Origin of the sequence: Aquabacterium fontiphilum, from assembly GCF_009909205.1 — a bacterium.
GTDB classification, from domain to species: domain Bacteria; phylum Pseudomonadota; class Gammaproteobacteria; order Burkholderiales; family Burkholderiaceae_C; genus Aquabacterium; species Aquabacterium fontiphilum.
Window position 1 is genome coordinate 85,004 of the sequence record NZ_JAAAPN010000006.1, and the last position, 22,437, is coordinate 107,440.

Below are 22,437 nucleotides of genomic sequence, written 5' to 3' on the forward strand. Positions count from 1 at the left end.
CTGTTCATTCAACCCAAAGGAGCCTTGCATGAAAACCACCCTGACCGCTTTGGCGCTGAGCGCCCTGACCTTCTCGGCTGCCCAGGCCGGTGAGCTGTTCGTCAACATCCAGTCCTCAGGCACCATGGCCCAGGGCGCTGGCCTGGTGCTGGCGAGCCAGGCGCTGGAGCAAAAGGCCCAGGTGCGGGTGCTGCTGTGCGACGCCGCTGCCGACATCGCCGTGCGCAACGCCACCATGCCCACCCTCCAACCCCGCAACGTGACGCCGCAGCAGATGCTGATGGGGCTGATCCAGGCTGGCGCGAAGGTTGAGGTCTGCGCGCTGTACCTGCCCAACGCGGGCAAGCAGGCCAGCGACCTTGTCCCCGGCGTGACGCCCGCCAAACCGGCCGAGGTGGCCGCCCATGTGCTCAAGCCCGGTGTTCAGATCCTGTCGTTCTGAGCCCTGACGCCCGATACCATGCCGGCATGTCTTCCTCTCGCCAGGCCGACCCCCATCTTGCCGCGCTGAAGCGCCTCATCCAGGCGCATGGGCGCCAACCCAAGTGGGCCGCCGTGGCCGTGCTGGCGGGCGTGCTGCAGACCGCTTGCACCATTGGACTGGCCGCCTTGCTGGCCTCGGTGGTGCATGGCGTGGCCATCGACCGCAGCCCCTGGTCATCGCTCACCGGGCTATGGTGGTGGATGCTGCCCTGCATCGCCGGGCGCGCGCTGGGGGGCTTCGTCCGTGAAGAGGCCGGGGCACGCATGTCGCTGGCCGTGCGCGTCGCGCTGCGCACCGCCCTGATCGACCGACTGCATGCGCTGGGCCCGGCATGGGCGACCCGGCAACAGGGCGGCGCGCTGGTGGCCACCTTGCTTGAACAGGTCGAGGCGGTGGACGGCTACATCGCCCGCTATCGGCCGCAGCAGTGGCTGGCGGGTATCGCGCCGCTGATGATCGCCGCTGCGGTGTTGCCGGTGAGTTGGGGCGCGGCCGCCATCCTCTTGCTGACGGCCCCGCTGGTCCCCTTATTCATGGTGCTGGTGGGCTGGGGCGCACGCCAGCGCCAGACCGAACAGATGCAGATGCTCCAGCGCATGAGTGGCCATTTCCTGGAGTTGGTTCGCGGCCTGCCCACACTGCAGTTGCTCAACGCCCATCACCGCATGGGCAGGCAGGTGGCGGCGGTGGCCGACGCGTTTCGGGTGCGCACGATGCGCGTGCTGCGTCTGGCCTTTCTGTCGGCCGCGGTGCTGGAGTTCTTTGCCTCGGTGGCCATTGCGCTGTCAGCCGTGTACTTTGGCATGAACCTGCTCGGCCACCTGGATTTCGGCTTGTACGGCCAGCCCCCCACGCTGCAGGTCGCGCTGTTCGTGCTCCTGCTGGCGCCCGAGTTCTACCTGCCCTTACGGGAGCTCGGCGCCCACTACCACGCGCGCGCCGAGGCCCTGGCGGCAGCCGGCTCGCTGACCGACATCCTCGATGCGCCCTCACCTCAGCCGGCCGGAGGTCATGCGCAGCTTCCCCCTGGCGCCCCCGGCCTGACACTGGACTGCGTGGATTTCGCTCACCGGTCCGGCGAGCCGGTCCTGCAGGGCTGCAGCCTGCTTGTGGCCCCTGGCGAGGTGATCGCCATCCAGGGGCCCAGCGGTGGCGGCAAGACCACCCTGTTGCGCCTGTTGCTGGGGCAGATCGCTGCGCAGGCCGGCGAGATTCGCGTCGGCGGGCTGCCACTGCCTTCGCTGGACCTGGCTGCCTGGCGCGAGCGCGTGGGCTGGATGAACCAGCATCCCCGGCTGCTGTCCGACACGCTGGCTGCCAATCTGCGCGTGGCCTGTCCCGAGGCCGATGAAGCCGCCATGCGCGAGGCCCTGATCTGGGCCGGTCTGGGCCCCTGGCTGGCAGCCTTGCACGAAGGGTTGCAAACCCGCCTGGGCGAGGGTGGCCGAGGCCTGTCGGGCGGGCAGCTGCGCCGGCTGGCGCTGGCCCGGGTGGCCCTGCGCCCGGGGGATGTGTTGCTGCTGGATGAGCCCACGGCCAGTCTGGATGCCGACACCGAGGCCGCGCTGGTGTCTCGGCTGGCCACCCTCTGCCAGGGCCGCACGGTCGTGCTGCTGACCCATCGGCACGCCCCCCTGGCGCTGGCGCACCGGGTCTTGCAGCTACGAGAAGGTCGCCTGCACGCAGCGCCCGCGTCGGAGCCGGAGGCAAAGGCATGACCTATCCCCGTTCTGTCGAGCCACTGAGCTGGCGCAGGGGCTGGCGCACCCTGAGCCCGTTCGCGCAACGCTTGTCGGGTGCGGGCCCCTGGCTGCTGGGAGGGCTGGCACTGAGCGTGCTGGCCTTGGCGGGAGGATTGGGACTGCTGGGCCTGTCGGGCGCCTTCCTGACCGGTGCGGCCATTGCTGGGCTCAGCGCCAGCACGGCGGCCACCTTCAACTTTCTCTTGCCCGGCGCTGGCGTGCGGTTCTTCGCTGTGCTGCGCACCACGACGCGCTGGGGCGAACGCGTGCTGAGCCACGAGGGCACCTTCCGGCTGCTCGCCGGCTTGCGTTTGTGGTTGTATCGTCATCTGGCGGCACTGGCACCCCGTCAGCTGATGCGCTACCACGGTGCCGAGCTGCTCAACCGCCTGGTTCGCGACATCGACGCGCTCGACAATCTCCACCCCCGCGTGTTGATGCCACTGGCCGCCGCCGGCGTGATGCTGGCCGGCGTCACAGGTCTGTTCGCGTGGCGGGCGCCCACGCTCGCCTGGGCCCCTTTGCTCCTGTGGGCTCTGGCCTGGATCGGGCTGCCGCTGATCGGCTGGCAGATTGGTCAGGCGCTGTTGCCGCGGTGGACGCAGTTGCGGGCCGAACTGCGTACCCGGCTGCTCGATACCTGCGAGGGGCTGGAGGCCCTGTCCCTGCACCGCCAGGCCTGGGCAAGCCAGCGACAGCACACGCTGCACACACAGACCCAATGGCTGAATGCGCACCTGCAGGCCCAACGCCGCAGCGCCACCCTGCGGGCCATGGTGATGCTGGCCGTGGGCCTGCTGGCGTGGGGCGTGCTTGGCGCCTTGGGTGCCGCGCCCGAAAGCACACGCTTGTCGGGGCCGTGGATCGCCGCACTCGTGCTCATCGTCATGGGCTGCATCGAAGCGCTGCAGCCGCTGGCTGGCGCTTGTGTGGATCTGCCTGGCACGGCGCACGCCGCCCAACGCCTGCAGGCCATCGCCGATGAGCCCGCCCTCACGGCATTCCCGGCGCATGGCCCCCAGCCAGCCGATGCCGGCATCGTCCTGCAAGGTGTGTGTTTCGCCTGGGATGCCCACACCCCGGTGTTTCGCCACCTCGACCTGGCCATCGCTGACGGCGAACACGTTCTGCTGACCGGCGAAAGCGGATGCGGCAAGAGCACGCTGCTGCAGTTGCTCACCCGGCAGGAAGCGGCCACGGCCGGCGAGGTGCGCATCGGCGGCGTGCCGGTGCAGGCGCTGGATGAGGCCACACTGCGCCGGTACGTCGCCTGCGCCTCGCAGTTCACATGGGCTCAAACAGCCACGCTGGCGGACAACCTTCGCCTGGCGCGACCCGACGCCACAGAAGCAGAGATGCTGGCCATGCTGGATCTGGTCGGCTTGAGCCCGCTGTCTGCCGGATGGCGCGAAGGCCTGAATACGTGGATCGACGAGGGCGGCGCCAACCTCTCAGGTGGCCAGCGCCGCCGGCTCGGCGTGGCCCGCACCCTCCTGCGAGACGCCCCCATCACCTTGCTGGACGAACCCAGCGAGGGGCTGGACCTGGCAGCAGAAGCCGAGCTGGTCGACCGCGTGACTCAGCACCTGCGTGGGCGTACGCTGATCTGGGTCAGCCACCGCCCGGTCGCACCCGAGGCATTCGGGCGTGTGCTGCAGCTTCAGCACGCGCCAGATCACTGAGGCACCAAGCCCATGGGCCAGGGCGCATGGTCGCCTTGCTGGCGCACGATGTCCTGCAAGGCGCTTTGCAACAGCTCCTCCACGACCGGGTGGTAGAACGGGAGAGACAAGAGCGACATGGCCGTCTCGCCACGCTGCACGGCCCAGGCCAGCAAGTGGGCCACATGCTCACCGCGCGCGCCGACCATGGCGGCGCCCCGCAGGCGACCGCTTGCCCGATCGGCGTACACCCGCAACACGCCCCCCTCGCCGCCGAGGATTCGCGAGCGGCCATTGCCCTCGCCGCGAGCGGTACCCACCAGGATGTCGTCGATCGGCAGGCGGTCAAACCGCTCGCCCACGCTGACCACATCCGGGTCGGTGAATGCGATGCCCAGGCTGACCTTGCGCGCAAACGCGGTGGCCTGATCGCGGGCGGCATTGAATCCAGCGATGCTGCCTTCGTCGACAGCCTCGTGCATCAGCGGCCGATCGGCGTTGACGTCGCCAGCCAAGTAGATGGGCAGATCGCCCACTTGCATGGTGGAAGGGTTGAACAGCGGGACGTCACGCGCGTCCAGCGGCACACCGACCTCTGCCAGACCCAGACCCTCCACATTCGGCCGCCGGCCCAGCGCGGCCAGCACCAGATCCACCTCGGCCTGGTGATCGCCCGATCGCATCAAGACGCCGCGGGATGTGGGTGTCAGCGCGCTGGCCCGACCCAGCCACAACGTCATCTCGCGTGAGAACAGCGCCTGCGCCTGCTCGGCCACCACCGGATCGGCGATGCCGGCCACCACAGGCGCCATGTCGGCGCCGATCACGTCCACCCCCAGCCGAGCCAGCGCCAGGCCCATCTCCAGCCCGATGGCCCCCAGACCCAGCACCCCCACGCGTTGGGGCAGGTCGGGCAACTCGAAGAAGCCGTCCGTGGTTACCACACGGTCGCCCAGTTCATGGAGCCAGGCCGGCACCACCGGCCGTGATCCGGTGGCGATCACCACAGCACGGGCGTGCACCGCCACCATGCCATCCGGCGTGTCGACAGCCAGCACCGTCGGCGCGGTGAACCGCGCCCGGCCCATCAGCAGCCGCTCGCCAGCGCCCTGGCGCGCCTTGCCAGCCGCGCTGCCCGCGAACTGATCGCGCCAGTGGCGCACGTGAGCCCAGGCCTGCGCCCGATCGATCTGCAGGCCCTCGCTGCCCGTGACGCCGATGTCGCCCCAGTGCAGCCGGGTGGCCCACTCCGCCCCGGCATGCAGTGCCACCTTGGAAGGCATGCAGCCCACCCGCGCGCAGGTGGTACCCAACGGACCGGGATCGATCAGCAGGAAATCACGCCCGGCGCGTTTGACCTCGCGCATCGCATACAGCCCCGCCGTCCCGGCACCCAGGATGGCCACATCAGTGTGTCGTGTCGTCATGCTTGGGCTCCTTTCCGTACGTTGTTCCCCGCACCCGGGTATCCCCTCAATATACCCCATGGGGTACAAGATACAATCGACACAGGTTTTCACAAGAAGCCCCGTGCCTGGTCGCATTGCACCATCATGCCCGTCGATCTGCTGTCTTCATCACTCTACGCCGTCGGCGCCCTGGGCGCGTTGTACTGGGGCGTTCCCCGGCTTGCCCATGCTGCGCTGCTCAAAGGGTTGCGGCCTGAGCGCCTGCCCCACCTCAGCACGCCTGAGGACCATGGCGTGGGGGCTGAGCAAGTGCAATCCTTGCGCATCCCCACGGCCAACCACCGACACCTCCATGCCTTGCTCGCGCGGCCCTCGGGGACGACCCAAGGCCCCTGGCCGCTTGTCGTGGGCATGCACGGCTGGGGCGCCAACGCCGCAACGCTGTTGCCGTTGGTTGCACCACTCAACGAAGCGGGCATTGCCGTGCTGTTGGTCGATGCGCGCTGCCACGGTCTGAGCGACGAAGATCAGTTCACCTCGCTGCCGCGCTTTGCTGAAGACATCGACGCCGCTCTGCAGTGGGCGCAACACCAGCCCGACCTTGATGCGCAACGTGTGGCGCTGACAGGCCATTCCGTCGGTGCAGGCGCAGCGCTCCTGGTGGCCGCACGCCGACGCGATATCCGTGCGGTGCTCAGCCTCAGCGCGTTCGCCCATCCGGCTGAGGTCATGCGGCGCTGGCTGCGGGCACACCACATTCCGCAACGCGTGATCGGCGGCTGGGTGTTGTCGCATGTCCAGCGTGTGATCGGGGTCCGATTCGACGACATTGCGCCGCTGACCAGCGCCGCGCGACTACGTTGTCCTGTGTTGTTCGTGCACGGTCAGGACGATCTCACCGTGCCGCCGCAAGACGCCGTTCGATTGCATGCGGTCACTGTTCACGCTGCCGCGCAGCTCCTGCTCATTCCGGGTGGCCATGACCTCAACCAGGGTCTGGACGCCCGGCACGCCCCCGTCATCCAGGGGTTTCTTCAACGGGCTTTCTCGGGGGCGATCCCCCCAACCCACCCGGCTAGCCAAATCGCAGGAGACGACGATGTCCACAAGACACCCCTCGCAGCCCCTTTCGCCACAGCGTGACACTGACGCGCCCGATACCGACCGGCGGCGGTGGATGCAGGCGCTCGGCCTGGCCCCGGCGGCACTGGCAGTCGCCAGCCACACCCGCCCGGCCCACGCCGCTGCACGCCTGAAGACGCAAGCCCGGATCGTCATCCTCGGCAGCGGCCTGGGCGGCATTGCCGTGGCCAATCGGCTCACCCGCCTGCTGGATGGCGCGCAGATCACCATCGTTGACCGCAAGGAAGAACACCACTACCAGCCCGGCTACACACTGGTGGCCTCGGGCATCTGGCCCAAGGCCAAGGTCATCGAGCGCAACGAGGCCTTTCTGCCCGCTGGCGTGCAGTGGGTCAAAGACATGGCAGCAGCGGTTGACCCCGATGCGCGTACCGTGCGCACCGCTGGGGGCCTGACCTTGCCCTACGACTTCCTCGTGGTGGCCACTGGCACGCACCAGGACTGGTCTCTGATTGAGGGCATGGATGTCACGCGCATCGGCCAGAACGGCCTCGGCAGCGTCTACCCCAGTGCAGATGCGGCAGCCGCCACCTGGCAGGCCATGCAGACCTTTGCGCGCCAAGGCGGCGAGGCGCTGATGACCCTGTCGACCACGCCACTGAAATGCGCGGGCGCCCCGCTGAAGATGACCTTCATGCTGCGTGACCGTCTGAGGCAGGCCGGCACACTTGACCAGTCGCGGATCAGCTTCATGTGCGGCCCCAAGGTCATCTTCGGCGTGCCCAAGGTGGCCGAGGCGGTGCTCGCGCGCTGGCAGGAGATGGCCATCGGCGTGACCTACGAGCACGTGCTCACCGCGGTCGACATCGATGCCCGCCGGGCCACCTTCCAGACACCCGATGGCCAGGCGGTGCAGCGCAGCTACGACTTTCTGCACGCAGTTCCACCCATGCGGGCGCCCGACGTCATCAAGACCAGCGCCCTGGCGTGGCAGGATGGGCCCATGGCCAAGGGCGGCTGGCTCGAAGTCGACAAAGAGACCCTGCAACACCGCCGCTATCCCAACGTGTTTGGCGTGGGCGACATCAACGGCACGCCCCGCGGCAAGACCGCCGCGACGATCAAGAAGGCCGCACCCATCGTGGTCGACAACCTGGTCGCGGCCATCGCGGGGCAGCCACCGCAGGCGCGCTTCGACGGCTACACCTCGTGTCCGCTGATCACACGCGAGGGCTCGGCCTGGCTGGTCGAGTTCGACTACGAAGGGCGGCTGACGCCCACCCTCCCAGTGGTCGACCCGCTGCAGGACAGCTTCCTCGCCTGGATGATGAAGGTGCGCCTGCTCAAGCCCGCCTACATCGGTGTCCTCAAGGGCAACGTCTAAGCCCCCTCAAGGAGCGCAACATGTACGAAATCTGGTTGATGCTGGTCATCGTGTGGGAACTGATGCTGTCGTCCGGGACGTGGCTGTGGGCCGCGGCGGGTGTGTGGCTGGCGCTGATGGCCGTCGGCATCGTCCGCCATGGCGTCTCGTGGCAACGGGGCGCCGTCAAAGCCGCGGGCCTGGGGGTGTTGACCACGGTCGTGGCCTTCTTCGTGCTGCCCGGCATGGTGGCCTCGTCGATGGGCGAGCTTCGCTACTGGGTCGACTGGCTCGCGCTGGCCGGAATGGCCATCGGCATCGGCGCGGCGGTGGCCGTGTTCACCTGGCCGGTATGGACCACCCTGAGCCGACGCCCCGCACGCACCGGCTGATTCCGCTAGCATCCGGAGACGCCCCACAGCTTTCGGATGCTCCCATGGCCCATGCCTCTCACGCCGCCGCACCCGCAGACACCCCCGTGACCACACGCCATGGCGTGTGCAATCTGTGCGAGGCCATCTGCGGCCTGACGTTCCAGGTGCAGGGCAACCGCATTGTGTCGGTCAAGGGCAACGAGGCCGATCCACTGTCACGCGGCCACATCTGCCCCAAGGCCGTGGCTTTGAAGGATCTGCACGAAGACCCCGACCGGCTTCGCCAGCCCATCCGCCGCGTCACCGTCGATGGCGAGACCCGCTGGGAGCCCATCAGCTGGGATCAGGCTTTTGACTTGGTCGTCGACGGGCTGGCCCGCGTGCGCGAGGCGTATGGCAGCAGCGCGGTGGGCGTCTACCAGGGCAACCCCAATGTGCACAACTGGGGCAACATCACCCACGGCCACCTGTTCCTCAGCCAGCTCAAGACGCGGGCGCGCTTTTCGGCCACCTCGGCCGACCAGTTGCCCCACCACGTCGTGGCCCATGCGCTGTATGGCCACCAGTTGGCCATCCCCATTCCGGACATCGATCACACCCGGTTCATGCTGATTCTAGGCGGCAACCCGCTGGCCTCCAACGGCAGTCTGATGACCGTGCCCGATGTGCGCGCCCGGTTCAAGGCGCTGAAGGCACGCGGCGGCAAGCTGGTCGTGGTTGACCCACGCCGCACCGAGACCGCCGCCATCGCAGACGAACACCTGTTCATCGACCCCGGCACCGACGCGGCCTGGCTGCTCGCGCTCATCCACACCCTGTTCGACGAAGGCCTGGCCAAGCCTGGCGCGCTGCAGTCCATCCTGGACCAGATCGACGCCGTGCGCGCTGCGGTCGAGCCTTTCAGCCCCGAGGCCATGGCCGCCCACACCGGCATCGATTCGGCCGCCACGCGACGCCTGGCACGCGAGCTCGCCCATGCCGATGGCGGCGTGGTCTATGGTCGCATGGGGGTGTCGACCCAGCCCCATGGCGTGGTGTGCCAGTGGGCCATCCAGGTGCTCAACCTGCTGACGGGCAATGTGGACCGCATCGGCGGGGCCATGCTCACCCAGCCGGCACTGAACCTCATCGATCTCAAACTGATGGGCCCGGGTCACCTCGGGGCCTGGCGCAGCCGCGTGCGCGGCGCGCCCGAGTTCAGTGGCGAGTTGCCCGTGTCGGTCATGGCCGAAGAAATGCTCACACCCGGCAAGGGCCAGATCCGCGCGCTGGTCACGGCTGCCGGCAACCCGGTGCTGTCGACTCCCAACGGGCGGCAACTCGACCAGGCGCTGGCGGGGCTGGACTTCATGGTCTCGATCGATTTCTACCTCAATGAGACCACACGCCACGCCGACGTGATCCTGCCGCCGACCTGCTTTGTCGAGCACGACCATTACGACCTGGTCTTTCTGCACCTGGCCGTGCGCAATGTGAGCCGCTACAGCCCGGCCATCGTCGAGCGCGGGCCCGACACCCGCCACGACTGGGAGATCTATGCCGAGCTGGCGCGTCGCTACGCCCAACGCACCTGGGCGCTGGAGCGCGGCCGCATGCGCGAGCGCCTGCAGGGCATGCTGGTGCGCGGCATCGTGGGCCGCCTGGCGCCGCACCGGCTGCTTGCGCTGGGGCTCAAGCGCAGCGGCAGCGGCCTGACCTTCGAGCGCCTGAAGGCCCACCCCGAGGGCATCGACCTGGGGCCGCTGCAGCCCTCGCTGATCAACCGCCTGCAGCGCCGCAAACGCCGCATCGCGCTGCTGCCCGACCTGATCCGGCTGGAGCTGCCCTTTCTGGCGCAGGCGTTCCCATCCCACGCGGCGGGCACGGCTGCATCCGCCACCCAGACCGAGCGCCCGGCCCTCAAGCTCATCGGCCGGCGCGACGTGCGCACCAACAACTCGTGGATGCACAACAGCGAGCGCCTGGTGTCTGGCAAGCCTCGCTGCACGCTGTGGATGCACCCGGACGACGCCAGCCGCCGTGGCCTGACCGATGGGCAGACCGTGGCCGTCTCGTCGCGCGTGGGCCAGATTGCCGTGCCGCTGCATGTGACGGCTGACATCCGCCCCGGCGTGGTCAGCCTGCCGCACGGCTGGGGACACGACCGGCCTGGCATCGCCCTGCAGGTGGCCCAGGCCCACGCCGGCGCCAGCATCAACGACCTGACGGATGACAGACTGACCGAACGCATCAGCGCCAACGCGGCGTTCAGTGCCGTGCCCGTCGACGTGGTCGCCGTCTGAGCCTATGCCGGCCGAACCGATGGGCCCGGATGGCGCTTGCGCCGCGACGGCTCATTGGCCAACCGGGTGCCATTGCCTGCCCGCGTGCCCCGGCATCCCACCGCAGGCACAATCCACCTCCATGAACGACGCCAGCCTCGAGATTGCCCACGCCGCCGCCCGCATGGTGGTGGAAGAGGGCCTGGAGTACGGACCGGCCAAGCGCCGCGCGGCCAAGCAGCTGGGCATGACCGGCCGCGCCGAGCTGCCCGACAACGACACGGTTGAGGCCGCCGTGTTCGAGTACCTGTCCGTGTTCTGCGCCGACACCCAGCCGGCCGAGCTGCGCGCGCTGCGCGACACCGCCGCCGTCTGGATGGACCGGCTGGCCGAGTTTCGCCCTCACCTGACGGGCGCCGTCTGGCGCGGCACGGCCACCCGGCTCAACGACATCCACCTTCAGCTGTATTGCGATGACAGCAAGTCGGCCGAGATCATGCTGATCGGCAAAGGCGTGGACTACGACGTCGGCAGCGCGCCCGGCCCGCGCGGCAGCACGGTGGATTGCCTGAGCATGACCATTCCCTGCCCCGGCCTGGGCGAACCCGTCGGGCTGCACCTGACCATCCTGGATGCCGACGACCTCCGCGGCGCGCTCAAACCCGACGCCCGCGGGCGCACCGAGCGCGGCGACCTGGCTGCGCTGCGGCGCTTGATCGCACAACACCCCCCCGCCGGATCGGACCAACTTGGGAGTGCGCAGCCGTGAACGAAGACACGCCGGTGCCGGTACACCGCGGCCGCCGCGTGGCCCTGATGGCCGCAGCGGGCGCTGCTGCAGCGGTCGCCGGCTGGTGGTGGCGCAGCCGCTCGCCCTTGTCGCAGGGCGCGCAGGAGGGTCCCGGCGACCCCCTGCCCGACGGATTCTGGGATCTCGCTTTCGACACACCCGACGGTGCGCCGCTGGACTGGCAGGCGCTGGCAGGCCAACCGTTTGTGCTGAACTTCTGGGCCACATGGTGCCCGCCCTGCGTGCGCGAGATGCCGGAGCTTGACCGCTTTCAGCGTGAACACGCCGCGCAGGGTTGGCAGGTGGTGGGGCTGGCCGTCGATGGCCCGACGCCCGTGCGCGAATTTCTGGCCAAAGTCGGGGTAGGATTCCGGGTCGGGCTGGCCGGCTTCGGTGGGACCGAACTGGCCCGCGAACTGGGCAACACGGCCGGCGGCCTGCCCTTTACCGTGATCGTCGACGCCCAGGGCCGCATCCGCCACCGCAAGATGGGCGAGACCCATTTCGACGAGCTGGCCAAATGGGCGCGCGACGTGGCCGGCGACACGCCTGGTCGCACCTGAAACACGTCAGGCTTTGAATTGCGGCCAAACGGCGTTAAAATTTCCTTACATTCAACTTCGCGGCCCAAATTACGCCATCTGACAACAACGTCGGCGTGATCTGCGCCCGGAATCCATGCAGATCCTCGTCCTTCACGGCCCCAACCTCAACCTGCTCGGCACCCGCGAACCGCAGGTCTATGGCGCCACCACGCTGGATCAGATCAATCAAAGCCTCATGGCCCACGCTGCCGCGCGCGGTGCCACGCTGTCGGCCTTTCAGAGCAACCACGAAGGCGCGCTGATCGACCGCGTGCACGCTGCCCGAGCCGACGGCACAGCCTTCATCGTCATCAACCCCGGGGCCTACACGCACACCAGCGTGGCCCTGCGCGACGCCCTCGCGGGCGTGGCGATTCCTTTCATCGAGGTGCACCTGTCGAACGTGCACCGTCGCGAGCCCTTCCGTCACCACTCCTATTTCTCCGATCTGGCCGAAGGCGTGATCGTGGGGATGGGCGCCAGCGGTTACCGCCTGGCGCTGGAAGCGGCGCTCGAACGCCTGGGGGTCACGCCCCCGAAACCGGCTGGCTGACGCCGGCTTCCACCCGAAGCCCCGACGCCAACCTCCCCACGAGCCCACCGGCTCGGCTGCCTTGCTGGAGACCCAACCATGGACCTGCGCAAACTCAAGACCCTGATCGACCTCGTTTCTGAATCCAACGTCTCTGAACTGGAGATCACCGAGGCCGATGGCAAGGTGCGCATCGTGAAGGCCGGTGCCCAGCCGGTGGTCTACACCCAGGCGCTGCCCGCCGCCGCACCCGTGGCCGCTGCGCCTGCCGCCGCCCCGGCTGCTGCACCCGTGGCCACCGCCCCCGCACCGGTGGAAGCCCCCGTCGAAACCGGCCATGTGGTCAAGTCGCCCATGGTCGGCACCTTCTACCGCGCCTCCAGCCCGGGCGCCAAGGCCTTCGCCGAAGTCGGCGATCAGGTCAAGGCCGGCCAGCCCGTCTGCATCATCGAAGCCATGAAGATCATGAACGAGATCGAAGCAGACATGGACGGCACCATCACCAAGATCCTGGTCGACAACGGCCAGCCTGTTGAGTACGGTCAGCCCCTGTTCATCATCGAATAAGGGGGGCTTCATGTTCAAGAAGATCCTCATCGCCAACCGAGGCGAGATCGCCCTGCGCATCCAGCGCGCCTGCCGCGAGATGGGCATCCAGTCGGTGGTTGTCTACTCCGAGGCCGACCGCGACGCCAAGTACGTCAAGCTCGCCGACGAGGCCGTGTGCATTGGCCCCGCCCCTTCTGCGCAGAGCTACCTGCACATGCCGGCCATCATCTCGGCCGCCGAAGTGACCGACGCCGAAGCCATCCACCCCGGCTACGGCTTCCTGTCCGAGAACGCCGACTTCGCCGAGCGCGTCGAGCAATCGGGCTTCACCTTCATCGGCCCGACGCCGGAGTCCATCCGCATCATGGGCGACAAGGTCGCAGCCAAGCAGGCCATGATCAAGTCGGGCGTGCCCTGCGTCCCCGGCTCCGAAGGCGCCTTGCCCGACGATCCGAAAGAGATCATCCGCACGGCCCGGGCCATCGGCTACCCGGTGATCATCAAGGCCGCAGGCGGCGGCGGTGGCCGCGGCATGCGCGTGGTGCACACCGAAGCGGCGCTGATCCATGCCGTGCAGACCACCAAGGGCGAGGCGCAGGCCGCCTTCGGCAACCCGGCGGTCTACATGGAGAAGTTCCTGGAGCACCCGCGCCACATCGAGATCCAGGTGCTGGCCGACCAGCACAAGAACGCCGTGTGGCTGGGCGAGCGCGACTGCTCGATGCAGCGCCGCCATCAGAAGATCATTGAAGAAGCACCGGCGCCTGGCATCCCCCGCCGGCTGATCGACCGCGTGGGCGACCGCTGCGCGGCCGCCTGCAAGAAGATCGGCTACCGCGGTGCGGGCACCTTCGAGTTCCTGTACGAAAACGGCGAGTTCTACTTCATTGAGATGAACACGCGCGTGCAGGTGGAGCACCCCGTCACCGAGATGACAAGCGGCATCGACATCGTGCAGATGCAGATCCGCGTGGCCGCTGGCGAGAAGCTGCCGTTCACGCAGCGCCAGATCGAGACGCGGGGCCACGCCATCGAGTGCCGCATCAATGCCGAGGATCCGGTCAAGTTCATCCCGTCGCCGGGCCGCATCACCATGTGGCACCCGCCCGGCGGCCCCGGCGTGCGCGTCGACTCGCATGCCTACACGAACTACTTCGTGCCGCCCAACTACGACTCGATGATCGGCAAGATCATCGTGCACGGCGACACGCGGGAGCAGGCCCTGGCTCGCATGCGCACCGCCCTGTCCGAGACGGTCGTCGAAGGCATCCAGACCAACATCCCGCTGCACCGCGAGCTGATGGTCGACGCCAAGTTCGTCGAAGGCGGCACCGACATCCACTACCTCGAAAACTGGATGGCCGCGCGCAAGCGCTGACCAGCCGGAACCGCTGCCATGCCCCTGTTCGAACTGACCCTGCTGGCCCAGGAGGCCGAGGTCGAGCTGCTCAGCGATGCCTTGATGGAAGTCGAGGCGCTGTCGGTTTCGGTGGAAGACGCCGACGCCGACACCGAGCACGAAGAAGCCCTGTGGGGTGAGCCGGGCATGCCCGTGCCTCGTGAGGCCTGGCAGCGCTCCACGATCAAGAGCCTGTTCCCGGACGAGGCCCAGGCCCTGGAGGCCGTCACCCTGATCCTGGCACAGGACTGGGCCCATGACATTCACGTGCAGGGCATCCAGGCTGTGGATGAACAGGACTGGGTGCGGCTGACGCAATCGCAGTTTCAGCCCGTGCCCATCACCGATGCCTTCTGGATCGTGCCGACCTGGCACGAGGTGCCGGCTGGCGCCCGGGTGGCCATGCGGTTGGACCCGGGTCTGGCCTTTGGCACGGGCACGCACCCCACGACGCGCATGTGTCTGAAGTGGCTGGCCCAACACGCCGACGCTTACGCAGGGCAGCCGGTGCTGGACTACGGCTGTGGCTCGGGCATCCTCGCCATCGGCGCGCTGCTGCATGGCGCGGCCTCGGCCGATGCGGTCGACATCGACCCCGCGGCGGTGGACGCCACCTTGGCCAATGCCGACGCCAACGTCGCCCACCTCAAGGATGCGCAGGGCCGGTTGCCATTGCGCGTGGGCCTGCCCGACCTGGTCGGCGAGGCCGAAGGCGCCTACCCAGTGGTGCTGGCCAACATCCTGGCCACGCCGCTGAAGATGCTGGCCCCGCTGCTGGCGGGCCACGTGGCGCCTGGCGGCCATCTGGTGCTGGCCGGCATCCTGGCACGCCAGGAGCAAGAGCTGACGGACGCCTACGCCGAGGCCGGCTTCGAGTTGCGGGTGGCCAACGAAGAAGAGGGCTGGATCCTGATGACCGCCCACAAACAGGTGGCGCGGGCGGGATGAACCCGGCCCCACCGCGGTTCTGCGCTGAAAAAATGGCATAAAGGGCCCTTATGAGCCTGGCCACCCGTTGCACCCACTGCGGCACGATCTTCAAGGTCGTCCAAGACCAATTGAAGGTCTCGGAAGGCTGGGTGCGCTGTGGCCGCTGCAACGAGGTGTTCAACGCGCTGCCCGCCTTGTTCGACCTGGACACGGAGGCGCCCCCTCCGCGGCCCACTCCCCCGCCGGCGCAGAATCCGGTGGCGAGCCAGCCACAGAGCACCCCACACAGTACGCCAAGGACGGCGCCCGCCCCCACTCCGCAGGCCACGCCGCGCCCCGTCTCGCAGACGCCAGCAGCGCCACCGGCGCCCGCGTCCTCGGCAGCGGCAGCGGCACCCGTCAGAACACCGCCACCAGCACGGGCCACCCCGCTGGCCGATCTGCCGTCTGCCCCGCCGCGCCAACCCGTGGTCACGCCCGGGCTCGCACCGCGCCCGGCCCCTCCGGCGCCGCCCGTCACGCCGGCAGCTGCCCCCCTGTCCGCCTTGCCTTCCGCGCCCGTGCCGCCCGTGCCCCCGGAGCCGCCGACACGCCTGACCGTGCGTGGAGTCGACGATTTCGAGCTCGATACGTCGGTGCCCTTGCCCGGGCGTGACACCGAGCCGATGGAGCACGACAGCGGCGGCGGCCCGCTGAGCCTGCCCATGACGAACGAGGCCGATGCGCTGGACTCGCGCTACCTGCTGCCGTCCTCGCGCAGCAAGCGGCCCGCCGTGCGCCGCGTGCGCGGGCCGGAGTTCGCCGATGCGGAATTCCCCAGCGACGCGATGCTTGACGCGGAAGAAGACTGGCTGCTCGAGCCCACGCCCATGCCCAGCACGGCGCCGCCCTCGCTGGCCCGCCTGGGGCAAAGCGGCGCGCCCGCTGCTGGGCATGACACACCGCCACCGGCCCCCTCGTCGTCACAGGCTGTCTCGGCTCCTGCGGCCCCAACCGCTGTGCCGCCGACCTCCGCGGACGCTGCGGCGCCGGCAGGGCTTGCCCTGCCACCGATCGAAGAGGATGGCCCCACCACGCTGCCCTCACGCTTCGCCGACGACGACGCGCCCGCGCCCGCAGCCGATGCGCAGGCCCAGCCCGGCGACGCGCCCGCGCCCACGGAAGCCGAGCTACTGGCCCGCCGCACCAGCGAACGTGCATCCTCGCGCGATCGCAAAGGCCGCCGCTCGGGGCGCGACACGCAACCGCCCACGCCCGAGTTCCTCCGTCAGGCGCGCCGCCAGGCCATGTGGCGCCACCCCGGTACACGCGGGCTGCTCAGCGGGCTCAGCCTCGCCCTGCTGTTGACCCTGGGTGCACAGGTGCTGCACCAGCAACGCGACTGGGTCGCCGCACGCGAGCCAGCCTTGCGCCCCTGGTTGGTCCAGTGGTGTGCCTGGGCGCAGTGTCAGCTGGGCCTGCCGCGCAACCTGGAGGCCTTCCAGGTGGACCACGCCACGCTGGTGCGCGCCGAATCCGAAGGCCCCGACCGCTACCGCCTGAGCCTGGTCGTGCGCAGCAGCACGGCCACCGAGCTGGCCTGGCCAGCCGTCGACCTGGTGCTCAACGACCGCAACGGCCAGGTGCTGGCGCGCCGCACGCTGCCCGTGCGCGCCGCCGACTGGCAAGCCGAGGCGCCCGCTGCCAGCGCTGCCGGCGTGCCTCCGCCGCCCGGCATGCCGGCACGCGCGTCCGGCACGCTCAGCTGGTCGCTCCAGCTGGTCGGGCTGGACCCCGCCGGTTACACGGCCGAACTTTTCTATCCCTGAGACCCTTCATCCATGTCTGTCCTGATCTGCGGCTCGCTGGCCTTTGACACCATCACCACCTTTACGGGCCGCTTTGCCCAGCAGATCCTGCCCGAGCAGGTCCACATCCTGAACGTGTCCTTCCTGGTGCCCTCCATGCGCAAGGAGTTCGGGGGCTGTGCCGGCAACATCGCCTACGCGCTCAAGCAGTTGGGCGGCGAGCCCTTGATCATGGCCACCCTGGGCAAGGACGGTGCGCTCTACCGCAACCACCTCGAGCACCAGGGCATCAGCCTGCGCCACGTGATGACGGTGGAAGACGACTACACCGCCCAGGCCATCATCATCACCGACCAGGACAACAACCAGATCACCGCCTTCCACCCCGGCGCCATGGGCCAGGCCCACCGGCTGAAGATCGAGGCCGACCCGGCGGTGAAGCTCGCCATCGTGGCACCGGACGGCCGCGACGCCATGATCCAGCACGCCGAGCAACTGCAGGCCGCCAAGATCCCGTTCATCTTCGATCCGGGCCAGGGCCTGCCGATGTTCGACGGCGACGACCTCAAGCGCTTCGTGTCGCAGGCCAGCTGGGTGGCCGTCAACGACTACGAGGGCAAGATGCTGGCCGACCGCACTGGCCAGAGCCTGGCCGAGATCTCACAGGCCGCCCACCTTCAAGGCCTGATCGAGACGCTGGGCGCCGACGGCTGCCACGTCTATGTGAAGGGCGAGAAGACCCACGTGCCCGGCGTCAAGGCTGCCGCCGTGGTCGACCCCACCGGCTGTGGCGACGCCTTCCGCGGCGGCCTGCTGTATGGCCTGTCGCAGGGGTGGGACCTGGTGAAATCGGTGGCGCTGGCCAACCAGCTGGGCGCCATCAAGATCGCGGTGGCCGGCCCGCAGAACTACACCCTCGACCGCGCAGCCCTGGGCCTGTGACCCCACCCGCTTTTCGGCGCTGGCTCGCCGCGCTGGCCTGGATCGTCTGGCTGGCTGGCGCGTGCGCCACGCCCTCCGTTCATGCACTGACGCTGGCGACCTGGAACATCGAATGGCTGATGACTCCGGCCACGCGCGGTGAGCTGGGCGCACGCTGCCAGCCCCAGCAGCCCGACAGCGACAGCCGCGCACTCCCGTGCACGCCAGGGCGCAAGCCGCCACCCGTGCGGGACGCCACCGATCTCGCCGTGCTGGCGCGGTATGCCGATCGCCTCGGCGCACGCGGCGTCGACGTCGTGGCCCTGCAGGAGGTGGATGGCGCGGAGGCCGGCCGACAGGTGTTCCGGCAGGGCTGGCGGTTGGACTGCTTCACCCCGCGTCGCCACCCGCAGAACGTGGGCTTTGCCATCCGTGATGGCGTGCCCTACCGCTGCCACCCCGCGCTGACCGAACTCGATGTGGACGGCAGCAGCCGCGCCGGCGCCGACGTGACGCTCTACCCGGGCACGCCGCAGGCGGTACGCATCCTGGCGGTGCACCTCAAGAGCGGCTGCTTCAACGGCCGACTGGACCGGCGCTTTGCTCCGTGCGAGCGGTTGCGCCAGCAGGTCCCCGTGGTCGAGGCCTGGATCGACGCCCGCGTCCGCGAGCGCGTGGCCTTTGCCGTGATGGGCGATTTCAACCGCCATCTGGATCAGGACGCCCGTTTCGATGCGGGGCCCGATGAAGATGCGCCGCTCAACCTCGTGCAGGCCTGGAGCGACGACCAGCCGCCGGGTGCCGTGCTGCTGCGCGCCACCGAGGCGCAACCCTACCTCGCCTGCCACCGAGACGACACCCACCGCCGCTACATCGACGACATCCTGATCTCGTCGTCTCTGGCGCAACGCCATCCCAGCCGGCTGTTCGCGCGTCAGCCGTATGACGACGCCGACCTCGGTCGACCCCTGTCCGATCACTGCCCGCTGATCTGGACGCTGCGGCCCTGAGCCGCTTGTCGCCAGAAGCCCCCAGGTCGGCCCGCCCCGCATCCAGGCGGGGGGACACGTTTTCCTTGACGCAAACGGAATACGTTTACCGTTACGGTGAACGCTGTCGTACCGATCGAGGAAGTCCGCCATGAACCCCCACCGTCGCCGTTTCATCGGGCAAGCCGTGATGCAGGCCGCCGCCGCCACCGGGCTGAGCGCCTTCACCGCGGGGGCGCGGGCCAATGCGCAGGGTGCGCGCCTGGATGCCCGCGCGGCCACGCCCGCACGCCCGCTGGGCAGCCTGGGCCGGGCGCCTTGCGTGGTGGTGGGCTCGGGCTACGGCGGGGCGGTCGCCGCGCTGCGGCTCGCGCAGGCCGGCATCCCCGTCGTCATGCTGGAGATGGGCCGGCTGTGGACGCAGCCCGCCGACGATGGCCGCATCTTCTGCAAGACGCTGTCGCCCGACGGCCGAGCCATGTGGTTCAAGGACCGCACCGAGGCGCCCCTGCAGAGCTTTCTCGGGCTGGACGTGATCAACCGCAAGATCCCGCGGTATGCGGGCGTGCTCGACCGGATCAACTTCCCGGGCATCAGCGTGTACGCTGGGCGCGGCGTGGGGGGTGGCTCGCTGGTCAACGGCGGCATGGCGGTCACGCCCCGGCGCGATTACCTCGCCCGCATCCTGCCGCAGCTCGACAGCGACGAGATGTACCAGCGCTGGTTCCCACTGGCCAACCGCACGTTGGGCGTGGGCCAGGTGGACCCGGTCTGGTTCGAATCGGCGGCGTCGCAGCGTTATGCACGCGTGGCACGCGACCAGGCGCAGCGGGCAGGCTTTCGCACCACCTTTGTCCCATCGGTCTACGACCTCGACTACCTGGCCCGCGAAGAGCGGCAAGCCGCGCCCCGGTCGGCGCTGGCGCAAGAGGTCATCTACGGCAACGAACACGGCAAGCTCAGCCTGGACCGCACCTACCTGGCCGAGGCCATGGGCACCGGCCGCTTGGCGCTGTACTGCCTGCACGAGGTCACACGCATCCGGCAGCAGGCAGACGGCGACTACCTGCTGGACGTGCGGCAGATCGACGCGCAAGGCACGGTGCTCGGCACATCGCAACTGCGTTGCGGCAGCGTGTTCCTGGGCGCCGGCAGCGTCGGCACCAGCAGCATGCTGGTCAAGGCGCGCGACACGGGCGACCTGCCGCGGCTACCGGCCGCTGTGGGCCAGGGCTGGGGCAACAATGGCAACGTCATGGCCGCCCGCGCCAACCACGTGTGGCACCCGACCGGCACCGTGCAATGCACGATGCCGCTGATGGGCATCGACGACTGGGATCACCCCACCCGGCCGGTGTTCGCCGAGATCACGCCCCTGCCCACGGGCTTCGAGAACTGGGTGAGCATGTACCTGGGCGTGACACGCAACCCCGAGCGGGCGAGCTTCCGCCTCGACACGGTAAGCGGGAAGGTGGTGCTCGACTGGCGGCGAGAGCAGAACGCGACCAGCGTGCAGGCGCTCAAGGGCCTGCTGGACACCATCAACCGACGCGAAGGCACCCTCTACCGCGTGGACCTGTTCGGCGGCGGGCGCAGCTTCGCAGACGACTTCACCTACCACCCGCTGGGCGGCTGCCTGCTGGGCCAGGCCACCGATGACCACGGCCGCGTGACCGGCCATCGCGGGCTGTATGTGACCGACGGGGCCTTGATTCCCGGTAGCGTGGGGGTCAACCCCTTTGTCACGATCACCGCGCTGGCCGAGCGCAACATGGCGCACATCCTGCGCAGTGACGTGATTGCCTGAACGGGCTCGATCGGCTCGCGCCTGAGGACTGGATCAGGCCTTGCCCTGCTTGGCCACGGCCGCAGCTGCGGCTGCAGCGGCTTCGGCATCGCCCAGGTAGTAGTGCTTGATGGGCTTGAGGTCGGCGTCCAGCTCGTACACCAGCGGGATACCGTTGGGGATGTTCACGCCCACGATGTCGTTGTCGCCGATGTTGTCGAGGTACTTGATCAGCGCTCGGATGGAGTTGCCGTGTGCCGCGATCAGGATGCGCTGACCACTCTTGATCGCCGGCGCCAGCACCTCGTTCCAGTAGGGCACCACCCGGGCCACCGTGTCCTTGAGGCACTCGGTCAGCGGGATCTGCTCCGGGTTCAGCTTGGCGTAGCGCACGTCCTGGCGTTGGCCGCGCGGGTCGTTCGCCTCCAGGGCAGGCGGCGGCGTGTCGTAGCTGCGCCGCCAGACCAGAACCTGCTCATCGCCATACTGCTTGGCCATGTCGGCCTTGTTCAGGCCCTGCAGGCCACCGTAGTGGCGCTCGTTGAGGCGCCAGTCCTTAACGACCGGCAGCCAGGTACGGTCCATCTCGTCGAGCGCGTAGTTCAGCGTGTGGATGGCGCGCTTGAGCACCGAGGTGTAGGCCACGTCAAACTCGTAGCCTTCGGCCTTGAGCAGCTTGCCGGCGGCCATGGCCTGCGAGATGCCGGTGGGGGTCAGCTCCACATCGGTCCAGCCGGTGAAGCGGTTTTCCAGGTTCCAGGTGGATTCGCCGTGGCGAATCAGCACGAGCTTGTACATGACGTTCTGTCCCAATGGAGGTGGCGCAAAACCCCGGAGCGGCCCGCCCGGGAAACCCGCAATTCTATAATCCCGCCCTGCCTGCAGGCTGGCCCGGCGCCGCCTGCCCTCTCACGCTTCGAAAGACACGCGCATGACCTCGTCGAGCTTCCTCGCAGACAACTGGTACTGGATCCTGGCAGCCGCCACCTCGGGCGGCCTGCTGTTGCTGCAGCAACTGCGCGACGCCGGCGGCAGCGGCCTGAGCCCGGCCCAGGCCGTGCAGCTGATCAACAAGGAGAAGGCCCAGGTGATCGATGTGTGCGAGCCGGCCGAACACGCCGCCGGCCACATCGCGGGCGCGCGCAACATCCCGCTGGCTTCGCTGGGCGAAGCCAAGGGCCTGCCTGGCAACAAGCAGATTCCCCTGGTTGTGGTGTGCGCCACGGGCCAGCGCTCGGGCCGCGCGGTAGCCCAGTTGCGCAAGATGGGCTATGAGAACGCCCAGGCGCTGCAAGGTGGCCTGAAGGCCTGGCGCGAGGCCAACCTCCCGGTGACTCGCAGCCAGGACAAGGGCTAAAGGCCCAAAGGACAGGCTGCAGGCCACTCACTGCGGCGAGGCAACGCCCCCACAGGCTGGTGGGTCATCCGGCCTGGACGGACAATTCAGACTTGTCCATGTGAACAAGCCGCTGAAGCGGCGCACGCGAGCCCACCATGCCAGCCGTCAAGATGTACACCACCCAGGTCTGCCCCTACTGCCTGCGCGCCAAGGCGCTGCTCAAGCAACGGGGCGTCGAGGCCATCGAAGAGATCCGCATCGATCTGGACCCGGCGCAGCGCGACCACATGATGGCCATCACCGGCCGGCGCACCGTACCGCAGATCTTCATCGGCGAGACCCACGTGGGCGGCTGCGACGACCTGATCGCGCTGGACCAGCGCGGCGAACTGATGCCGATGCTGCAGGCCTGACCAGCACCGCACGGGCTGCGCGCGAAAACGCGCCAGCCCCC

At 68.9% G+C, this 22,437-nt stretch carries 21 protein-coding genes; 19 read left to right on the forward strand and 2 right to left on the reverse strand.

Annotation, left to right across the window (positions count from 1 at the left end; all coding sequences use genetic code 11):
- Positions 1-28 precede the first annotated feature (28 nt).
- The 3 genes from GTZ97_RS08525 to cydC are packed head-to-tail and all read left to right on the forward strand — an operon-like array spanning position 29 to position 3,908.
- Positions 29-442 (forward strand): DsrE family protein, encoded by a 414-nt coding sequence (locus tag GTZ97_RS08525; protein WP_161650164.1) that lies wholly within the window; start codon positions 29-31, stop codon positions 440-442.
- 26 nt (positions 443-468) lie between these two features.
- The gene (gene cydD, locus GTZ97_RS08530; protein WP_161650165.1) at positions 469-2,202 is read left to right on the forward strand and encodes a thiol reductant ABC exporter subunit CydD; all 1,734 of its coding nucleotides are present in this window, start codon (positions 469-471) and stop codon (positions 2,200-2,202) included.
- Positions 2,199-3,908, forward strand: a complete 1,710-nt coding sequence (gene cydC / locus GTZ97_RS08535) for a thiol reductant ABC exporter subunit CydC (protein WP_161650166.1) — start codon at positions 2,199-2,201, stop codon at positions 3,906-3,908. Before cydD ends, cydC begins: the two co-directional genes overlap by 4 nt.
- Here cydC and GTZ97_RS08540 read toward each other — a convergent pair.
- A complete protein-coding gene (locus tag GTZ97_RS08540) occupies positions 3,902-5,314 on the reverse strand; it encodes a dihydrolipoyl dehydrogenase (protein ID WP_161650167.1) in 1,413 nt (470 codons plus the stop codon). The genes cydC and GTZ97_RS08540 overlap by 7 nt on opposite strands.
- Positions 5,315-5,440: 126 nt before the next feature.
- Between GTZ97_RS08540 and GTZ97_RS08545 the strand changes: the two genes are divergently transcribed.
- From GTZ97_RS08545 to GTZ97_RS08610, 14 genes are all read left to right on the forward strand, one after another.
- Positions 5,441-6,439 (forward strand): alpha/beta hydrolase family protein, encoded by a 999-nt coding sequence (locus GTZ97_RS08545; RefSeq protein ID WP_161650168.1) that lies wholly within the window; start codon positions 5,441-5,443, stop codon positions 6,437-6,439.
- On the forward strand, positions 6,396-7,763 hold the full coding sequence (locus tag GTZ97_RS08550) for an NAD(P)/FAD-dependent oxidoreductase (protein WP_201748215.1): 1,368 nt from the start codon (positions 6,396-6,398) through the stop codon (positions 7,761-7,763). The genes GTZ97_RS08545 and GTZ97_RS08550 overlap by 44 nt, the downstream gene beginning before the upstream one ends.
- Positions 7,764-7,783: 20 nt before the next feature.
- Positions 7,784-8,134 (forward strand): hypothetical protein, encoded by a 351-nt coding sequence (locus GTZ97_RS08555; protein ID WP_161650169.1) that lies wholly within the window; start codon positions 7,784-7,786, stop codon positions 8,132-8,134.
- A gap of 44 nt (positions 8,135-8,178) precedes the next feature.
- Entirely contained in the window at positions 8,179-10,398 is a 2,220-nt protein-coding gene (locus GTZ97_RS08560; RefSeq protein ID WP_161650170.1) for a molybdopterin-dependent oxidoreductase, read from the forward strand.
- Between the two features lie 121 nt (positions 10,399-10,519).
- Positions 10,520-11,146: a hypothetical protein gene (locus tag GTZ97_RS08565; RefSeq protein ID WP_161650171.1), complete on the forward strand. Its 627-nt coding sequence runs from the start codon at positions 10,520-10,522 to the stop codon at positions 11,144-11,146.
- Positions 11,143-11,730, forward strand: a complete 588-nt coding sequence (locus GTZ97_RS08570; RefSeq protein WP_330863582.1) for a TlpA family protein disulfide reductase — start codon at positions 11,143-11,145, stop codon at positions 11,728-11,730. Before GTZ97_RS08565 ends, GTZ97_RS08570 begins: the two co-directional genes overlap by 4 nt.
- A gap of 115 nt (positions 11,731-11,845) precedes the next feature.
- Positions 11,846-12,304 (forward strand): type II 3-dehydroquinate dehydratase, encoded by a 459-nt coding sequence (gene aroQ, locus GTZ97_RS08575; RefSeq protein ID WP_161650172.1) that lies wholly within the window; start codon positions 11,846-11,848, stop codon positions 12,302-12,304.
- A gap of 78 nt (positions 12,305-12,382) precedes the next feature.
- Positions 12,383-12,850, forward strand: coding sequence for an acetyl-CoA carboxylase biotin carboxyl carrier protein (accB, locus tag GTZ97_RS08580; protein ID WP_161650173.1), 468 nt, complete (start codon positions 12,383-12,385; stop codon positions 12,848-12,850).
- A 10-nt stretch (positions 12,851-12,860) separates the two neighbouring features.
- The gene (accC, locus tag GTZ97_RS08585) at positions 12,861-14,210 is read left to right on the forward strand and encodes an acetyl-CoA carboxylase biotin carboxylase subunit (RefSeq protein ID WP_161650174.1); all 1,350 of its coding nucleotides are present in this window, start codon (positions 12,861-12,863) and stop codon (positions 14,208-14,210) included.
- A 24-nt stretch (positions 14,211-14,234) separates the two neighbouring features.
- On the forward strand, positions 14,235-15,179 hold the full coding sequence (prmA, locus tag GTZ97_RS08590) for a 50S ribosomal protein L11 methyltransferase (protein WP_161650323.1): 945 nt from the start codon (positions 14,235-14,237) through the stop codon (positions 15,177-15,179).
- A gap of 50 nt (positions 15,180-15,229) precedes the next feature.
- Positions 15,230-16,969 carry a zinc-ribbon and DUF3426 domain-containing protein gene (locus GTZ97_RS08595; protein WP_161650175.1) on the forward strand — a complete coding sequence of 580 codons (1,740 nt, stop codon included), beginning with the start codon at positions 15,230-15,232 and terminating at the stop codon, positions 16,967-16,969.
- A 12-nt stretch (positions 16,970-16,981) separates the two neighbouring features.
- Positions 16,982-17,890, forward strand: a complete 909-nt coding sequence (locus tag GTZ97_RS08600) for a carbohydrate kinase family protein (RefSeq protein WP_161650176.1) — start codon at positions 16,982-16,984, stop codon at positions 17,888-17,890.
- Complete coding sequence (locus tag GTZ97_RS08605) at positions 17,887-18,879, forward strand: endonuclease/exonuclease/phosphatase family protein (RefSeq protein ID WP_161650177.1); 993 nt, start codon at positions 17,887-17,889, stop codon at positions 18,877-18,879. Before GTZ97_RS08600 ends, GTZ97_RS08605 begins: the two co-directional genes overlap by 4 nt.
- Positions 18,880-19,009: 130 nt before the next feature.
- Complete coding sequence (locus GTZ97_RS08610; protein ID WP_161650178.1) at positions 19,010-20,665, forward strand: GMC oxidoreductase; 1,656 nt, start codon at positions 19,010-19,012, stop codon at positions 20,663-20,665.
- A gap of 33 nt (positions 20,666-20,698) precedes the next feature.
- Here GTZ97_RS08610 and gpmA read toward each other — a convergent pair whose 3' ends face one another.
- Positions 20,699-21,442 (reverse strand): 2,3-diphosphoglycerate-dependent phosphoglycerate mutase, encoded by a 744-nt coding sequence (gpmA, locus tag GTZ97_RS08615; RefSeq protein WP_161650179.1) that lies wholly within the window; start codon positions 21,440-21,442, stop codon positions 20,699-20,701.
- Positions 21,443-21,575: 133 nt separating this feature from the next.
- Between gpmA and GTZ97_RS08620 the strand changes: the two genes are divergently transcribed.
- Both GTZ97_RS08620 and grxC read left to right on the forward strand, forming a co-directional pair.
- Positions 21,576-22,001: a rhodanese-like domain-containing protein gene (locus GTZ97_RS08620; RefSeq protein WP_161650180.1), complete on the forward strand. Its 426-nt coding sequence runs from the start codon at positions 21,576-21,578 to the stop codon at positions 21,999-22,001.
- 137 nt (positions 22,002-22,138) lie between these two features.
- A complete protein-coding gene (gene grxC / locus GTZ97_RS08625; RefSeq protein ID WP_161650181.1) occupies positions 22,139-22,396 on the forward strand; it encodes a glutaredoxin 3 in 258 nt (85 codons plus the stop codon).
- Positions 22,397-22,437: the final 41 nt, after the last annotated feature.

What these genes read in the sequence shown, in the direction of transcription:
- GTZ97_RS08525 (WP_161650164.1), top strand. Translation starts at nt 29, where the DNA reads ATGAAAACCACCCTGACCGCTTTGGCGCTGAGCGCCCTGACCTTCTCG.
- cydD (WP_161650165.1), top strand. Translation starts at nt 469, where the DNA reads ATGTCTTCCTCTCGCCAGGCCGACCCCCATCTTGCCGCGCTGAAGCGC.
- cydC (WP_161650166.1), top strand. Translation starts at nt 2,199, where the DNA reads ATGACCTATCCCCGTTCTGTCGAGCCACTGAGCTGGCGCAGGGGCTGG.
- GTZ97_RS08540 (WP_161650167.1), bottom strand. Translation starts at nt 5,314, where the DNA reads ATGACGACACGACACACTGATGTGGCCATCCTGGGTGCCGGGACGGCG.
- GTZ97_RS08545 (WP_161650168.1), top strand. Translation starts at nt 5,441, where the DNA reads ATGCCCGTCGATCTGCTGTCTTCATCACTCTACGCCGTCGGCGCCCTG.
- GTZ97_RS08550 (WP_201748215.1), top strand. Translation starts at nt 6,396, where the DNA reads ATGTCCACAAGACACCCCTCGCAGCCCCTTTCGCCACAGCGTGACACT.
- GTZ97_RS08555 (WP_161650169.1), top strand. Translation starts at nt 7,784, where the DNA reads ATGTACGAAATCTGGTTGATGCTGGTCATCGTGTGGGAACTGATGCTG.
- GTZ97_RS08560 (WP_161650170.1), top strand. Translation starts at nt 8,179, where the DNA reads ATGGCCCATGCCTCTCACGCCGCCGCACCCGCAGACACCCCCGTGACC.
- GTZ97_RS08565 (WP_161650171.1), top strand. Translation starts at nt 10,520, where the DNA reads ATGAACGACGCCAGCCTCGAGATTGCCCACGCCGCCGCCCGCATGGTG.
- aroQ (WP_161650172.1), top strand. Translation starts at nt 11,846, where the DNA reads ATGCAGATCCTCGTCCTTCACGGCCCCAACCTCAACCTGCTCGGCACC.
- accB (WP_161650173.1), top strand. Translation starts at nt 12,383, where the DNA reads ATGGACCTGCGCAAACTCAAGACCCTGATCGACCTCGTTTCTGAATCC.
- accC (WP_161650174.1), top strand. Translation starts at nt 12,861, where the DNA reads ATGTTCAAGAAGATCCTCATCGCCAACCGAGGCGAGATCGCCCTGCGC.
- GTZ97_RS08595 (WP_161650175.1), top strand. Translation starts at nt 15,230, where the DNA reads ATGAGCCTGGCCACCCGTTGCACCCACTGCGGCACGATCTTCAAGGTC.
- GTZ97_RS08600 (WP_161650176.1), top strand. Translation starts at nt 16,982, where the DNA reads ATGTCTGTCCTGATCTGCGGCTCGCTGGCCTTTGACACCATCACCACC.
- GTZ97_RS08610 (WP_161650178.1), top strand. Translation starts at nt 19,010, where the DNA reads ATGAACCCCCACCGTCGCCGTTTCATCGGGCAAGCCGTGATGCAGGCC.
- gpmA (WP_161650179.1), bottom strand. Translation starts at nt 21,442, where the DNA reads ATGTACAAGCTCGTGCTGATTCGCCACGGCGAATCCACCTGGAACCTG.
- GTZ97_RS08620 (WP_161650180.1), top strand. Translation starts at nt 21,576, where the DNA reads ATGACCTCGTCGAGCTTCCTCGCAGACAACTGGTACTGGATCCTGGCA.
- grxC (WP_161650181.1), top strand. Translation starts at nt 22,139, where the DNA reads ATGCCAGCCGTCAAGATGTACACCACCCAGGTCTGCCCCTACTGCCTG.